Origin of the sequence: Streptomyces sp. NPDC096339, assembly GCF_044762985.1 — a bacterium.
In the GTDB taxonomy this organism is placed as follows: Bacteria; Actinomycetota; Actinomycetes; order Streptomycetales; family Streptomycetaceae; genus Streptomyces.
This window is the reverse complement of the sequence record NZ_JBIWFI010000004.1, coordinates 85180-99907: the sequence shown is the minus strand read 5'-3', so window position 1 is coordinate 99907 and position 14728 is coordinate 85180. Positions and strand designations below refer to the sequence as shown.

At 72.2% G+C, this 14728-nt stretch carries 14 protein-coding genes; 9 read left to right on the top strand and 5 right to left on the bottom strand.

Features of this window, described 5'->3' with window-relative positions:
- Positions 1-10 precede the first annotated feature (10 nt).
- A complete protein-coding gene (locus tag ACIQ5Y_RS08795) occupies positions 11-934 on the top strand; it encodes a 1-phosphofructokinase family hexose kinase (RefSeq protein WP_403876809.1) in 924 nt (307 codons plus the stop codon).
- Between the two features lie 4 nt (positions 935-938).
- On the opposite strand, the gene ACIQ5Y_RS08790 is transcribed toward ACIQ5Y_RS08795, so the two are convergent.
- Together ACIQ5Y_RS08790 and cdgB are read right to left on the bottom strand one after the other, a co-directional pair.
- On the bottom strand, positions 939-1958 hold the full coding sequence (locus tag ACIQ5Y_RS08790; protein WP_403876806.1) for a CBM35 domain-containing protein: 1020 nt from the start codon (positions 1956-1958) through the stop codon (positions 939-941).
- Between the two features lie 68 nt (positions 1959-2026).
- Positions 2027-3754: a diguanylate cyclase CdgB gene (cdgB, locus tag ACIQ5Y_RS08785; RefSeq protein WP_403876805.1), complete on the bottom strand. Its 1728-nt coding sequence runs from the start codon at positions 3752-3754 to the stop codon at positions 2027-2029.
- A 310-nt stretch (positions 3755-4064) separates the two neighbouring features.
- Here cdgB and ACIQ5Y_RS08780 point away from each other — a divergent pair, with 310 nt between their 5' ends.
- A complete protein-coding gene (locus ACIQ5Y_RS08780) occupies positions 4065-4634 on the top strand; it encodes a flavin reductase family protein (protein WP_403876801.1) in 570 nt (189 codons plus the stop codon).
- A 239-nt stretch (positions 4635-4873) separates the two neighbouring features.
- Here the strand turns inward: ACIQ5Y_RS08780 and arfB are convergent, their stop codons facing one another.
- Positions 4874-5299: an alternative ribosome rescue aminoacyl-tRNA hydrolase ArfB gene (arfB, locus tag ACIQ5Y_RS08775; protein ID WP_403876798.1), complete on the bottom strand. Its 426-nt coding sequence runs from the start codon at positions 5297-5299 to the stop codon at positions 4874-4876.
- 166 nt (positions 5300-5465) lie between these two features.
- Between arfB and ACIQ5Y_RS08770 the strand changes: the two genes are divergently transcribed.
- The 3 genes from ACIQ5Y_RS08770 (at position 5466) to ACIQ5Y_RS08760 (ending at position 8733) form a co-directional block, all read left to right on the top strand.
- Positions 5466-6041, top strand: a complete 576-nt coding sequence (locus tag ACIQ5Y_RS08770; RefSeq protein ID WP_403876796.1) for a TerD family protein — start codon at positions 5466-5468, stop codon at positions 6039-6041.
- 100 nt (positions 6042-6141) lie between these two features.
- On the top strand, positions 6142-6723 hold the full coding sequence (locus ACIQ5Y_RS08765; protein WP_403876794.1) for a GNAT family N-acetyltransferase: 582 nt from the start codon (positions 6142-6144) through the stop codon (positions 6721-6723).
- Positions 6724-6747: 24 nt separating this feature from the next.
- Positions 6748-8733, top strand: coding sequence for a bifunctional metallophosphatase/5'-nucleotidase (locus ACIQ5Y_RS08760; protein ID WP_403876792.1), 1986 nt, complete (start codon positions 6748-6750; stop codon positions 8731-8733).
- A gap of 19 nt (positions 8734-8752) precedes the next feature.
- On the opposite strand, the gene ACIQ5Y_RS08755 is transcribed toward ACIQ5Y_RS08760, so the two are convergent.
- Both ACIQ5Y_RS08755 and ACIQ5Y_RS08750 read right to left on the bottom strand, forming a co-directional pair.
- Positions 8753-10165, bottom strand: a complete 1413-nt coding sequence (locus ACIQ5Y_RS08755) for a M1 family metallopeptidase (protein WP_403876789.1) — start codon at positions 10163-10165, stop codon at positions 8753-8755.
- 44 nt (positions 10166-10209) lie between these two features.
- The gene (locus ACIQ5Y_RS08750; RefSeq protein ID WP_403876786.1) at positions 10210-10764 is read right to left on the bottom strand and encodes a heme-binding protein; all 555 of its coding nucleotides are present in this window, start codon (positions 10762-10764) and stop codon (positions 10210-10212) included.
- A 626-nt stretch (positions 10765-11390) separates the two neighbouring features.
- Here ACIQ5Y_RS08750 and ACIQ5Y_RS08745 point away from each other — a divergent pair.
- From ACIQ5Y_RS08745 to ACIQ5Y_RS08730, 4 genes are all read left to right on the top strand, one after another.
- Positions 11391-12599, top strand: coding sequence for a sensor histidine kinase (locus ACIQ5Y_RS08745; protein ID WP_403876783.1), 1209 nt, complete (start codon positions 11391-11393; stop codon positions 12597-12599).
- The gene (locus ACIQ5Y_RS08740; protein WP_385129605.1) at positions 12596-13219 is read left to right on the top strand and encodes a response regulator; all 624 of its coding nucleotides are present in this window, start codon (positions 12596-12598) and stop codon (positions 13217-13219) included. The genes ACIQ5Y_RS08745 and ACIQ5Y_RS08740 overlap by 4 nt, the downstream gene beginning before the upstream one ends.
- A 162-nt stretch (positions 13220-13381) precedes the next feature.
- Positions 13382-13885, top strand: a complete 504-nt coding sequence (locus ACIQ5Y_RS08735; RefSeq protein ID WP_403876779.1) for a hypothetical protein — start codon at positions 13382-13384, stop codon at positions 13883-13885.
- The gene (locus tag ACIQ5Y_RS08730) at positions 13882-14712 is read left to right on the top strand and encodes a hypothetical protein (RefSeq protein WP_403876777.1); all 831 of its coding nucleotides are present in this window, start codon (positions 13882-13884) and stop codon (positions 14710-14712) included. The genes ACIQ5Y_RS08735 and ACIQ5Y_RS08730 overlap by 4 nt, the downstream gene beginning before the upstream one ends.
- The last annotated feature ends 16 nt before the right edge of the window (positions 14713-14728 follow it).

The following is a 14728-nucleotide window of genomic DNA, read 5'->3' as shown; positions in this document are numbered from 1 at the left end:
GGGTGCCCAGATGATCCTGACCGTGACGCTCAACACCGCGCTCGATGTCACGTACCGCGTACCGCGGTTGCTGCCGCACGCCTCGCACCGGGTCGCGGCCGTCACCGAACGCCCCGGCGGCAAGGGGCTCAACGTCGCCCGGGTGCTGGCCGCGCTCGGCCACGAGGTGACGGCCACGGGCTTCGCGGGCGGCCCGGTGGGCGCCGTCGTACGGGAGTTGCTGGCGGCAGCGGCACCCGGGGTGAGCGACGCCCTCGTGCCGTGCGCGGACGCCACCCGCCGCACCGTGGCCGTGGTGGACGAGGCCTCCGGCGACACCACCCAGTTCAACGAGCCCGGCCCGCAGGTCACTCCGGCGGAGTGGTCGCGCTTCCTGGCCCGGTACGAGGAGCTGCTGGCCGGCGCGCGGGCCGTCGCCCTGTGCGGCAGCCTCCCGCCGGGCGTCCCCGTGGGCGCGTACGCGGTGCTCGTGCGCCAGGCCCGCGCGGCCGGGGTGCCGGTCCTCCTGGACACCAGCGGCGAGGCCCTGCGGCGCGGGGTCGCCGCCCGCCCGGAGATCATCAAGCCGAACGCCGCCGAGCTGGCGGAGCTCACCGGCTCCCGCGACCCGCTGCCCGCCACCCGCGACGCCCGCCGCCGGGGCGCGCACGCGGTGGTCACCTCGCTGGGCCCCGACGGCCTGCTGGCCACCACCTCCGGCGCCACCTGGCAGGCGGCCCCGCCCCGGGCGCTGGCCGGCAATCCCACCGGGGCCGGTGACTCCGTGGTCGCCGGGCTGCTGTCGGCGCTGGTGGAGGGCCTGGACTGGCCGGAGCGCCTGACCCGCGCGGTGGCCCTGTCGGCGGCCACGGTGCTCGCGCCGGTGGCGGGAGAGTTCGACCCCCGCACCTACGAGGAGGTACGGGGGTCGGTGAAGGTCACGGAGGCCGGCTAGCGGATCAGCCCTGCTCCAGCCACAGCTGGTCGAGGACGACGTCGCACTGGTTGCCGGCCTCGCACGAGATCCTGATGACGTTCTGGCCCTTCTTGAGGTCGACGAGCGAATACGTGTTGGTCCAGCCCTTGGCCCAGTCGCCCTCGGCGGCCTTCGAGAAGTTGGCCATGTTGATCAGCCGCTCCTGCGCGTCGCCGTTGATGGTCAGCGTGGTCTTGGCGTCCTTGCCCGGCACCCCGTAGGTCATCTTCAGCTTGTACTTGCCCGCCTTCGGCAGGTCGAACGTCCACGTCGCCGCGGCGCCCTGCCCGTTCAGACCGTCCACGTACTGGCCGCCGGCGCTCTTGGCGCCCGGAACGGCGCTGTTCAGGCGCGCGCCGCCGGTGAGGGACATGCCTGCGCCCCCGAAGTCCGCCTTCGGCAGCGGGGCGTCCGGCGACTGCGAGGCCGTCGGGGGCGCGCTCGACGGGTTCTGCGGCGCCGCGGACTGCTGGCCGCCGTTCGCCTCGTTCTTCCCGTTCTTTTCCTTGCCCTTGTCCCCGAAGGCCACGGCCGCGCCGATGCCGATCGCCACCGCGGCGACCACCGCGACCGCGGCGATCAGCATGCCCTTCCGGCTGGAGCCACCGCCGCCGTGACCGCCGTGCCCACCGGAGTGCGACATCGTCTGCGTCTGGTGCTGCGGGGGCTGCTGCTGCGGAACGCCGTATCCGCCCGCCTGGAGCGCCTCGGGGGCCTGGTACTGCGCCTGGTAGCCCGGCTGCTGCTGCGCGGGCACGTGCCCGCGCTGCGCGCCGGCGTTCCTGCGCTCGCCGACCGTCCGCACCTGGTGGTGCGAGGTACGGGGAACACCGGGCTGTGCGCCGGAAGGGCCACCCGCGGGTCCCGGGTAGCCGTATCCGCCGGCCTGACCGGGCGGGGTGGCTCCGGCGGCCTGGCCGTCCGCGTAGAGATAGCCGAACGGATCGTCGTCCTCGGGCTGGTTCGCCCCACCGTGCGGTCCGTTGTTCGCGGGCGTCGTCATCGCAGGTCACTCCTTTCGACCCACGGGAGCCTACCCCGAACAGGTGCGCCCACGGGCGCCAGATCGGCTCAGCCCGCCCTGCGATGTGCCTTTGAGCGCGACCTCTTCTCGATGTACATGCGCTGGTCGGCCGAGCGCAGCACCTCGTCCGCGGACATGCCGCAGCCGGCCCAGCCGATGCCGAAACTCGCTCCCACGCGCACCGCGCGGCCGTCCACCCGGATCGGCGGGATGATCGCGTTGCGCAGCCGCACCGCGAGGTCGGCGGCGTCCGCCGCGCCGAGTCCGTCCGCGAGGACGACGAATTCGTCACCACCCAGCCGGGCGACGGTGTCACCGTCCCTGACGCCCGTCGTGAGCCTGCGCGCCACCTCGATCAGGACCGCGTCGCCCGTGTGGTGCCCGAACCGGTCGTTGATCGACTTGAAGCCGTCGAGGTCGCAGAAGAGCACCGCGAGCCCCTTGGTCCCGTCGTCGATGTCGGTCGCGGGCGCCACCGTGTGCACGTGGTGGTCGTACGGGCCGTCCGGGGCGGCCAGCGCCCCGGGGAACTCGAAGGGATCGGCCCCGGGGAGGCCGTCGGCGGGGTCGGGGCGGAAGTCGGGCCGGAAGTCGGGCTGAAAGCCGTGCTCGCCCGCACCACCCCCTGCCTCGCCCCGCGCCTCGTGCCCGTCGTAGGCGGCGTCCAGGGCCTCGATGGCGCTCGCCCGTACGGACTGTGGCCTTCGGCACAGTCGCGCGCCGAGCCGGGCGCGCAGCTCCGCGCTGTTGGGCAGGCCGGTCAGCGAGTCGTGGCTGGCGCGGTGGGCGAGCTGGAGCTCGTGCCGCTTGCGCTCCTCGATGTCCTCGACGTGGGTGAGCAGGAAGCGCGGCCCGTCGGCGGCGTCGGCGACCACGGAATTGCGCAGCGAGACCCATACGTACGTGCCGTCGCGGCGGCCCAGCCGCAGTTCGGCGCGGCCGCCCTCGGCGGAGGTCCGCAGGAGGGTCCCGATGTCCTCGGGGTGGACCAGGTCGGAGAAGGAGTAGCGGCGCAGTACGGAGGCCGGCCGGCCGAGGAGGCGACAGAGCGCGTCGTTGGTGCGCAGCAGCCGGCCGTGCTGGTCGCCGCCCATCTCTGCGATGGCCATGCCGCTGGGCGCGTACTCGAAGGCCTGCCGGAACGACTCTTCACTGGCGCGCAGGGCCTGTTGTTCGCGCTCCAGCCGGACCAGGGCCCGCTGCATGTTCGCGCGGAGCCTGGCGTTGCTGATCGCGATCGCGGCCTGGAAGGCGTACATCTGGAGCGCTTCGCGGCCCCAGGCTCCGGGACGGCGGCCGTTTCGGGGTCTGTCCACCGAGATGACACCGAGGAGTTCCCCGCCGGACGCGTACATCGGGGCGTACAGCCGGTCCTCGGGGTGCCACTCGTCCTCGAAGCGCGGGTCGGGGCCGTCGGTGTGCCACTGGGGGACGTCGTCCTCCAGGAGGATCCAGCCCTCGGTGTGCGGGATGAAGCGGAGGCCGTCCCAGTCCTCACCCATCGTCAGGCGGCGTTCCCAGGAGGAACGGGAGCCCACACGGCCGGTGATGAGGGCTTCGGCGGAGGGGTCGCCGGCGAAGGCGGCGACGACGAGATCACCGTCGGGGCGTACGAGGTTGACGCAGGCGAGTTCGTAGCCGAGGCCCACGACGATGCCGTCCACGACGGTCTGCAGAGTGTCCGCCAGGCTCCTGGCCGTATTGAGCTCGGCCACCACCCGGTGCAGCTGCCGCAGGGTCGCAAGACGGACGTACGGCTCCGACTCGGTCTCCATTGCTCGCTCTCCCCGAGACCTCGACAGCAACTCCAGGTTTGTCATCGGCGTTTCGTTGCGGTGTCCCGTCCACTGAATCACAGTGAGCTGTGCGGCAGGTACACAGGGTCAACAAATCTTGCTCTCTGTGACTCAAGTCACATGAGATGACCAATAGGGCGCATGACGGGCCGGCGGACTGAGAGCGCTCCCGACCGCTCCCCGGCCGTTCCCGGAAGCAAACATACGCCGCGACCTAGGCCAGGAGACGGGGCCACGCCTCGGACCGGGGCCCGATGTGGGGACGAGGACGCGAGATTAGCGTTCGACCGTGCCCAAGACGACCCCCGTACCCGCCCTTTCCCGGAGAAGCCCCCATCCTGAGGGGGTGAGCAACGACGAGTTCCGGGCCGCGATGTCCCGGCTGGCGGCGGGCGTATGCCTGATCACCGCACACGAGACCCCCCTGACGGCGGACGGCCCGCGCGGCGAGGACGTCGGCATGACGGCGACCGCCTTCATGTCCGTCTCCCTGGACCCGCCCCTGGTGCTGGTGAGCCTGCGCGAGGGCTCCCGGATGGACGACCTGCTGGCGGAGCAGCCGCTGTGGGCGGTCTCGGTCCTCGCCGACGACCAGCTCCAGGTGGCGGGCCGGTTCGCGATGAAGGGCCGGATCAGCGACCGACTGCTGTTCGCGGACGTCCCGTACGTACGGGGCGAGGCCTCGGGCGCCCCGCTGCTGACGGGGGCGCTGGCCACCCTGGAATGCCGTACGGAGAACCGCGTGGAGGCGGGCGACCACACCCTGGTCGTGGGCCGCGTCCTGACGGCCGGCCTCCCGAAGCCGGAATCGGCCCCCCTGACCTACTTCCGCAGCCGCTACCGGCACCTCTCGCAGTAGCCGAACCCTGCCCCGGCCAAATCCGGCCCCGCCTGCCATCAAAAGCGCCGGGGGCCGAACCCGGCCTCGCCGGCGCTTGAGGCGCGGGGTGCGGGGCGGAGCCCCGATCTTTGAGCCGCACCGGCAAGACCACACCGGCCGAACCCAGCCCCACCGGCGTTTGAGGCGCGGGGCCCGGGGCCGAACCCCGGCAAAGGCGCCGCACGGGCCGAACCCGACGGGGGCGCGCAGGCGGGGGGCTACCAGTCCCGCCCGGTCCGCCCCCGCTTCGTCTCCGCCCGGGCCTTCTTCTCCCGCAGCCGCCGCTCGTTGATCCCGCGAGGGATCTTCGTCGGCCGGCGCGGCTTCGGCGGCGGCGCGGTCGCCTCGGCCAGCAGCGACGCCAGCCGGACCAGCGCCATCTCCCGGTTGCGGAACTGCGACCGGTGCTCGGAGGCCCGTACGGTCACCACCCCGTCGACCAGCCGCGAGGCGAGCCGCTCCAGCGCGCGCTCCTTCCACACCTCGGGCAGCGCCTTCGTCGCACCCAGGTCGAAGAGGAGCTCCACGCGCGAGTCGGAGGTGTTGACGTGCTGACCGCCCGGCCCGGAGGAACGCGAGAACCGCCAGGCGAGCTCCCCCTCGGGGAGCGCGACCGAACCGCGGATGACATAGGGACCAGGCATGCCCCTATGATCCGCGCCCGCCGCCGCCCCGTCACCCGCATTTACCGCCACGACGAATTCACCCGGGAACCTGCCCGCCCCCTCGTGGCGTTATAGGGATCAGCGGTAATTTGGCCGCCTGTACGTGTTGTGCGTGCATGTCGGATCAGGAAGGTAAGGGACATCCATGGCTGTCAGCCTGTCCAAGGGCGGCAACGTCTCGCTCTCCAAGGAGGCCCCGGGCCTCGCTGCCGTCACGGTCGGCCTGGGCTGGGACGTCCGCACGACCACCGGTGTGGACTTCGACCTCGACGCCTCGGCGATCGCGGTGAACCCGACGGGCAAGGTCGTCTCCGACGGCCACTTCGTCTTCTTCAACAACCGCTCCACCCCGGACCAGACCATCGTCCACACCGGTGACAACCGCACCGGCGAGGGCGCCGGCGACGACGAGGCCATCAACGTCAACCTCGCGGGCCTCCCGGCCGACGTCGACAAGATCGTCTTCCCGGTGTCCATCTACGACGCCGAGAGCCGCAGCCAGAACTTCGGCCAGGTCCGCAACGCGTACATCCGCGTCATCAACCAGGCCGGCGGCGCCGAGATCGCCCGCTACGACCTCTCCGAGGACGCGGCCACCGAGACCGCCATGGTCTTCGGCGAGCTCTACCGCAACGGCGCCGAGTGGAAGTTCCGCGCGGTCGGCCAGGGCTACGCCTCCGGCCTCACCGGCATCGCGCAGGACTTCGGCGTCAACGTCTGAGCCTGAGCAGCTGACCCGGCTCCCGAGCCGACGGCGGACACACCGCCCGCGAAGCCCCCTCCCAGCCGTCCGGGGAGGGGGCTTCGCTACGGTTCGGCAGGTGATCCTCCAACCGCTCGTCAGCGTCGACGGCGCACTGCCCGGACCGGTCCTCACCGAGATCGCCGCCCTCTACGCCACGAACCACGCCTTCTTCGAGCTCAGCGGGGACTTCCCCGATCCGCACCACATCACGGTCGAACAGGTCGCGACCGCCCTCGCCGACGAACTCTCACACGACGGCGCCGAGGTGCTCCTCGCCCGCTCCGCCGGCCGGCTCGTCGGACTCGCGGCCACCCTCGCCCATCACCCCGACCCGGCCTCCGGGGACCCGGACCCGTGGATCGGGCTGCTGCTCATCGACGCCGGCGCGCACCGCGAGGGATTCGGCCGCACCGTGGCCACCCTCGTCGAGGACCGCTTCCGCGCCGCCGGACGCGCGGGCGTGCGGATCGCCGTACTCGACAACAACCCCAAGGCCGTCGCCTTCTGGAAATCCCAGGGCTACACCGCCCTGCGCCGGGCCCGGGACCGCGAACTGGGCCGCGACTGCACGGTGATGCGCAAACCGCTCGGCACGACCCGGCCCGGGCATGCGGGTGAACTCGGACGGGGCACGGCCGACGAGACGCCGTTCGCCTGAAACCGTCACGGAAGAGTCCGCGGCATGACTTCACTGGGATCGGTCAAGCCGTGGAACGACGTACGTGCCGGCCGTCGTTCCTTCCTCACCGCCATGGGCGCCGTGGGTGCCGCCATCGCGACCGGCGTGCCCGCGTACGCATCGGACGGCGCGCGGGACGTCGGAAAGGCCGACGGGTACGTGGACGTGCAGTTGGTGAGCATCACGGATCTGCACGGCTACCTGGCCGCGGCACCGGGGAGCAATGCCACCATCCACGGCAACGGCGACCAGACCTACAGCGTCGGCGGAGTCGCCTACATGGCCGCACATCTGAAGCGGATCCGGGGCGGGAGGGCGAACTCGATCTTCTTCAGCCCCGGTGACAACTTCTCCGGCTGGGAGTTCGATACGGCGGTGTTCGCGGACGAGCCGACGATCGAGGCCCTCAACCTGATGAAGCTCGACTTCTCCACCGCGGGCAACCACGAGTTCGACAAGTCGCCGGCCATGATCACGCAGCACATGGAGGAGGGCGTCCCCTTCCCGGTGGCGGGGCAGGACACGTCGTTCGTCGACTCCACCGGCAGCCGTTTCCGAGGGGCGGACTTCCTCTGCTACACCGGCAACGTGCAGTGGCGCGACGACGGCGCCGACGTCCTCCCTTCGTACAACATCAGGTACGCGACCGGCCCCGGGGGCGAGAGGATCCCCATCGGCTTCATTCACCTGACGGCCGTCGGCACGGAGTCCAGCAGCACCGCGTACCTGCCCGCCGTGAAGACGAACGACGAGATCGAGACCGTAAACCGCCTCGCCGCACTCCTCAAAGCGCGCGGAGTCAACGCGATCGTGCTCAGCATGCACGACGGAGCCGTTGCCGGGAGCGACTTCAATGCCGGACTCGATCCCTCGGGACCCGCGTACGAACTTGCCCTGCGTGCCTCGCCCGACATCGACGCGATCGTCACCGGCCACTGGCACACCCGGTTCAACATGATGCTGCCCGACCCCAATGGGGTGCCCAGGCCTTTCGTGGAGGCCGGTTGCTACGGCCAGCTCATCAACGAGATCAACCTCAAGCTGGATCCGCGGTCCGGCACGGTGGTGCGCGAGCTGACCGTGTCCACCAACCACCCCAACACGCGGACCGATGTCGCGCCGGACCCCGAGATGCGGCAACTCGTCTCGTACTGGGACGGTCAAGCGACCGCCCGGGCCAATTCGACGATCGGCAGACAGAGCGGCTCGTTCCTCCGCAAGCGGAACGCCGCCGGGGAGAGCACCATGGGCGACCTCGTCGCCGACTGGGCGCTGTGGGCCGGCAGTCGGCCCACGGACGGGAACTTCAACGGCAACCGCCACCCGAACGTGCCAGCACAGCTGGCCCTGGTGGCCATCGCTCCCCGGGTGGGGCAGACGGTGATCGCCGGGGACCTCGTCCACGACCCGGCCACGAACGGGGCGATCCCGTTCGTCCGCGCGTGGCGCGGCGTGGGTTACGGCGACCCGATCGTCAGCGTCTGGGTCACAGGCCGACAGATCCACGACGCCCTGGAGCAGCAGTGGACGACAAGAGCGGACGGGAGCATCCAGTACGCGCCGCTCGCCGTGTCGAAGAACGTGCGCTACGGCTTCAACTCGGTCGCCGATGTGGGGTACCGCGTCGATCCCCAGGACGTCCACATCGACGGCGAGCGTCTTGAGCCGGAGAAGCGCTACCGCCTCGCAACCCTCGCCTACACCTTGCTGGGGGCGGACGGCTACCCGGCGCTGACCGAGTTCGAAGAGCCCTTCACCCACCAGCGGGACTTCGAGAGTTTCGTGTCGTTCGTCCGGCAGGCGGGAACCCTCGTTCCCGCACCGACCGACCGCGTCTCGGCGATGTCGGCCGGCGAACTGGGATCGGAACTCGGGGAGATCGTGGATCCGGTGGGACCCGTGCTCTCCGACGGGACCCCGATGCCCCGGCCCGAGGCGGCGATCGTCACTGCGGCGAGGCCGGACGGCCGGCCGTATCCGCCCTGCTGACGGGCCGCCGACGAACCGGCTAGTGGGGCCGGCCCTCGCCGTACAGCCACACGTCCCAGACCTTCTTCAGGTCGTGGCCCGTCCGCTTCTCGGCGTACGCGGTGAAGTCGGACGTGCTCGCGTTCGCGTGCCGGTGGTCGGCGGCCCAGCCGCGGACCAGGTCGAAGAACTTCGCGTCGCCGACCTCCTGCCGGATCCGGTGCAGGACCATCGCGCCCCGGTAGTACACCGGGGTCTCCGAGATCTTCTCGGGCCCGGGCGGGGCGGCGGGCGGGAAGGCGTCCCAGTCCAGGTCGGCGTCGTCGTCCACGTCCGTGTCACCGGTCAGGAACGCCCGGAAGTACTCCTCGGCGGTGTGACCGCCGTGGTCCTCGGCCCACAACCACTCGGCGTAGGTCGCGAAGCCCTCGTTGAGCCACATGTCCTTCCAGGACTTCGGCGACACCGAGTCGCCGAACCACTGGTGGGCCAACTCGTGCACGACGAGGTCCTCCTCCACGGGCGCACCGGAGAAGACGGGCTTGGTCTGGGTCTCCAGCGCGTAGGTCAAAGTCCCCTTCGGCAGCACGATCGCCCCCGTCGTGGTGAAGGGGTACGGGCCGAACCGGCCGCTGCCCCACTCCACCATTTCCGGCAGCCGAGCGAGCGGGACCGCACTCTCGGCCTCCTCCCCCGGCGCCACCGCGTTGTAGACGGGAACCCCCGACGGCGTCTTCGTGGTCGTCACCTTGTACGGGCCCACGACCGCGGTCGCCAGATAGCTCGACATCGGCTCCGGGCTGTGCCACGCGAACTCGGTCCGCCCGTCACCGGTGTCGGTGCGGGCACGCAGTTCCCCGTTCGACACGGCCTCGTAGCCGTGCGGGACGGTGATCGTGATGTCGTACGTGGCCTTGTCGCTCGGGTGGTGGTTGCCGGGGAACCAGGCCATCGACCCGACCGGCTCGCCGACGCCGACGGCACCGCCCTCGGTGGTGATCCACCCCTCCTTGGCGCCGCCCGGGTCCACCACGGTCCTCGGCTTGCCGCCGTAGTCGACCTCGACGCGGAAGACCTCGCCCTTCTTCAGGTCCTCGGCGGGCCGCACCGTCAGCTCGTTGCCCGCCCGGTTGTGGCGGGCCGGCTCGCCCTGCACGGTCACGCCCTCGACCTTCAGACCGCTGAGGTCGAGGTTGAAGGAGCTGAGCCCCTGCTCCGCGCGGGCCGTGATGACGGCCGTGCCCCGCAGCTCCCCGTCGGCGGGGTCGTAGTCCAGGTCCAGCGCGTAGTGGTCGACCTGGTAGCCGCCGTTGCCGGCCTTGGGAAAGTACGCGTCGCGCAGCCCGGACGCACCCGGCCGCCCCTGCACCGTCCCACCCGTACACCCCGCGGTGAGGGCGATCAGGGCTGCGACGGCAGGGGCGGCGAGGCGGGTGAGCGCGCGGTGTTCCACACGCTCGATCCTAAGTGTCCGACCGACTTGTACTACTTCTTCTACTACTTCGAGAGGGCGTCGACGCCGGCCTTCGCGAACTTCTCGTCCAGGTCGCCGCTGGGGGCGCCGGCCACGCCGATACCGGCGACCGGGGCGCCGTTCGCCTGGACCGGGACGCCGCCGCCGAGGAAGAGCGTGCCGGGGATGTCCTTCAGGTTCGGGGCCTGGGCGAGACGGCCCGCGAGCACCGAGGTCGGGGCGTTCCAGGACACGGCCGTGAAGGCCTTGCGCTGGGCCGACTCGTAGGACTGCGGGCCGGCGCCGTCGCCGCGCAGGGTGACGATCGTGTTGCCGTTGCGGTCCACCACGGCGACGGTCACCTTCTGGTTCTCGCTCTGGGCGGCCTCCAGGGAGGCCTGGGCGGCGCGGGTGGCGGCGTCGATGGTGAGGTGCGTGGTGGTGGTGAAGTTCTTGTCCTTCACCTCTTCCTTCTTCGCGACGGCGGCCGGGGCGGACTCCGGGGCGGGGGTGGCACTGGCGCTGACGGCACCGAAGGTCCCGGCGCCCAGGGCGATGGCGAGGGCGGTACCGGTGAGAACGCGGGTGCGGGTGTTCATCTCTGCTCCTGAGGACGGTGACACGGTGACGGCATCGGTGCGGTGGGCGAGCGGCCCGCTGCTTCAGAGCGGCCCGTCTCCCTCCCTGCTCCAAGCCTGGGCCCGAACCCCCCGCCACCCCGTCCCCGTACCGGCTCCGCCCGCCCACCGCACCGGCTGACCCGAGGGTCAACCGATCGGCTGATGCGGACCCGCTCCACGGCGGTATTGGCTGGTCACGGACCCGCACACCCCCACCGACAACACCCCGCCCCGGCGAGCACACCCCGCCCCCACCGACAACACCCCGCCCCGGCGAGCACACCCCGCCCCCACCGACGACAACCCGGCCCGGCGGGGGACAAACCCAGCCCCACCGAGGACAACCCGGCCCCGGCGGGGGGACGAACCCAGCCCCGCCGGCGTTTGAGGCGCGGGGGTCCGGGGGCAGCGCCCCCGGCAACGGCGCCGCACCCGCCGCGACCACCACCGGCCGCATCCAGCCCCTCCGGCGCTTGAGGAGCGGGGCCCGGGGCAGAGCCCGGCAACGGCGGGCCCGGGGCCCCGGGGCCCGGGGCGGAGCCCCGGCAGCGGCGCCGCACCCGGCACACCCAGCCCGCGCCCCGCCGGCAGGCAAACGGCAGACAATGGACCCACGCCCCCGACCCAGGAGCACCCCCGTGACCCCCGCCCGCAACCCGGACACCCGAACCCTGGCCACGGTCGCGCACACCGCGTTCTTCCTGCTCCTCGGCGCCTCCCTGGCCCGCTTCCTCCTCCGCCACCCCGGCGACCCCCGCACCCCGTGGATCATCGCCCTCAGCGTCACCCTGGCCCTGCTCTACGTACTGGGCCCCGCCCTCGGCATCCGGGACGCCGCCCCCACCCCCCGCCGCCTCGTCTGGCTCGGCCTCGTCGTCGCCACCTGGGTGGTCCTGGTCGTCCTCGCGCCGAGCTTCGCCTGGTGCGCCGTACCCCTCTTCTTCACCGCCCTCCGGACCCTCCCCCCGCGCGCCGCGATCATCCTCGTGGCCCTCCTCACCACCTTCGTCGTCATCGCGCAGCTCCAGCTCGCCAAGGCCTTCGACCCCAACCTCCTCCTCGCCCCGCCCGCGGTCGCCGCCCTCGCCACCGCCGTCTTCGTCCACATGGAACGCCAGACGCAGGCGCAGCGCGCACTCATCGACGACCTGATCCGCACCCGCCGGGAGCTGGCCGCCACCGAACGCCGAGAAGGCACCCTCGCCGAACGCCAGCGCCTCTCCATGGAGATCCACGACACCCTCGCCCAGAACCTCTCCAGCCAGCAGATGCTGCTCCAGGCCGCCGACCGCACCTGGGAGACCGACCCGGCCACCGCCCGCGCGCACGTCCGTACCGCCACCGGGATCGCCGCGCACGGCCTCGCCGAGGCCCGCCGGCTCGTCCACGACCTGGCCCCCTCCGAGCTCGCCGACGGCGCCGGCCTCGCCGACGCCCTGCGCGCCCTGGACGCCGGCCCGGACATCGAGGTCCGCTTCCACCTCGAAGGCACCCCGACCACCCTCCCGGACCGCGTCCAGTCCGCCCTGCTGCGCATCGCCCAAGGGGCCCTCGCCAACATCCGGGAGCACTCCGGCGCCCGTACGGCCGCACTCACCCTGAGCTTCCTGGGCGACCAGGTCGTCCTGGACATCGCCGACGACGGCCACGGCTTCGCCGAACCCCAGCCCTCGGCCGCCACCCCCGGGCGCGGCCACGGCCTCCCCGCCATGCGGGCCCGCGTCCGCCAGCTGGGCGGCACCCTCACCATCGAATCCACGCCGGGCGAGGGCACCGTCCTCTCCGCGTCCGTCCCCCTGGAGCCCACCGGATGACAACGATCCTCCTCTGCGACGACCACGTCGTCGTCCGCGCCGGACTCCTCGCCCTCCTGGGCAGCGAACCGGACATCGAAGTCCTCGGCGAAGCGGGCAGCGGCGAGGAGGCCGTCGCCCTGGCCGCCAAGCTCCGGCCGGACGTGGTCCTCATGGACCTCCAGCTCGGCGAGGGCATCGACGGCGTGGAGGCCACCCGCCGGATCACGTCCGCCCCCAACCCCCCGCACGTCCTGGTCCTCACCACCTACGACACGGACGCCGACATCACCCGCGCCATCGGCGCCGGCGCGACCGGGTACCTCCTCAAGGCGGAACGCCCGGAAGAGCTCTTCGCCGCCATCCACTCGGCGGCCCAGGGCCGCACCACGCTCTCCGCACCGGTCGCCAGCCGCGTGATGGCCCACATGCGCGGCAGCCGCCCCACCCTCACCGACCGCGAACTGGACATCCTGGGCCAGCTCGCCCGCGGTCTGGGCAACCGCGAGATCGCCCGGGCGCTCTTCATCAGCGAGGCCACGGTCAAGACGCACCTGGGCCGCATCTACGACAAGCTCGGCGTCGACACCCGCGCGGGCGCGGTCTCGGTGGCCAAGGAACAGCGCCTCCTCTCCTCCTGACGCGCCCCTCGCACTGCTCGGCGCCGGGGCGCCCCACAGGCTTCGGGCCGCTGCGCCGGGCTCCGTCCGGCGGCCGGGGAACTCCCCGGTGCGGGACTTCGCCCATCGGGGACCTCGCCGGTGGGGTGAGCACCGCACCGGACCCGTGACACCATCGGGTACGTGCTCGACATCGGCTACTCCCTCTCCCGGCGCTTCCCGGACCCCCCGCAGACCGACTACCGCTCGGCGGACGTCCACGCCCTGCGGCACGACCTGTTCTGCGGGGACGTCTACCTCGCGGACACCGTCAAGGACCGGGAGGTGTCCACAGCCTGGGGATGGGTACCCGTACTCGACTTCGCGTGGGCGCTGTGCGACATCGTCGAGCAGCTCGACCAGGACCCGCGCGGCAGCCGCTCCTCCCGCCGCCAGTACGCCGAGCTCGACTTCACCGAATCCACCGACCGGATGCTGTTCGAGCGCCGCTTCGGCTGGGTCGACATCGAGGCCGACTGGATGCCGGCGGAGGAAGACCCCCTCACCTTCAGCCACCGCCTGCTGCGGCGCGAGGCCCGCGACTTCCTCCACGACCTGGTGGCGGACCTGATCGACATGCACGAGGGCCTGGCCGACAACCCGGCCATCTGGACCCTCCAGGCCAAGTTCCCCCGCGTCCCCGCATGAGCCCGGACACGAGCGGGGACATGACCGCGCCCATGCCGGAGGCCGAGGCCGCCCGCGCGCGGCTCGACCGGGCCCTCGTCCACCTGGCCGTCACCTTCCGCGGCATGACCGCCAGGGCCGACGAAACCCAGTGCAAATGCCACTGGGGCAGCCCGGAGGAGCTCGCCCTGCTGAAGCTCCCCGACACCGCACTCGACCCCGACCTGCTGCACCGCACCTGGTCCGCCCCCGACTGGACCGACCACGGAGCCGTGCTGCGCCGCGTCCTGCCCCAGTTCGCCCGCGAGCTGACCCGCGGCCTCGGCCCGTACGCGTACGACATCCACAACGTCGGCACCTCGTTCAACCGCGGCAACTGGCAGCAGTGGCCCGCCCCGCAGAACGCGGCGGTGCGGGAATTCCTGCACGCCTGGTGGGCCCACACCCTCCTCGCCCCGGACCCCGCCGTCCCCGCGCGCGACCTCCTCGCGCTGCTCAGAGAGGCCTCCGACACCCTCGCCCCGTGGCTGGCGGTATGGGAAGCGACCGAGGGCCCCGCCCCCGACCAGCACCTGGCCGACACCATAGAGGCCTGGGAAACAGACCTGATGTACGGCTACGTGCCGTGGACCACCTGGGGCACCACCTGGGACGAGGACAACGACCTCCACGACGAGCTCTGCGCCTGGTTCGCGCACCACGCCCCCGCACGGCTGCGCGCCCGCGGCGCCCCCGACCGGCTCGTCCACACCGCACGCCTCCTCGGCCTCCCCGGTCCCGACCGCGAGAGCGACCCGCACTGGCCCGGCCCCCCCAAGCCGTTGGACGCGGCCCGGCCGACGCCGTGACGGTCGACGGGCCGTA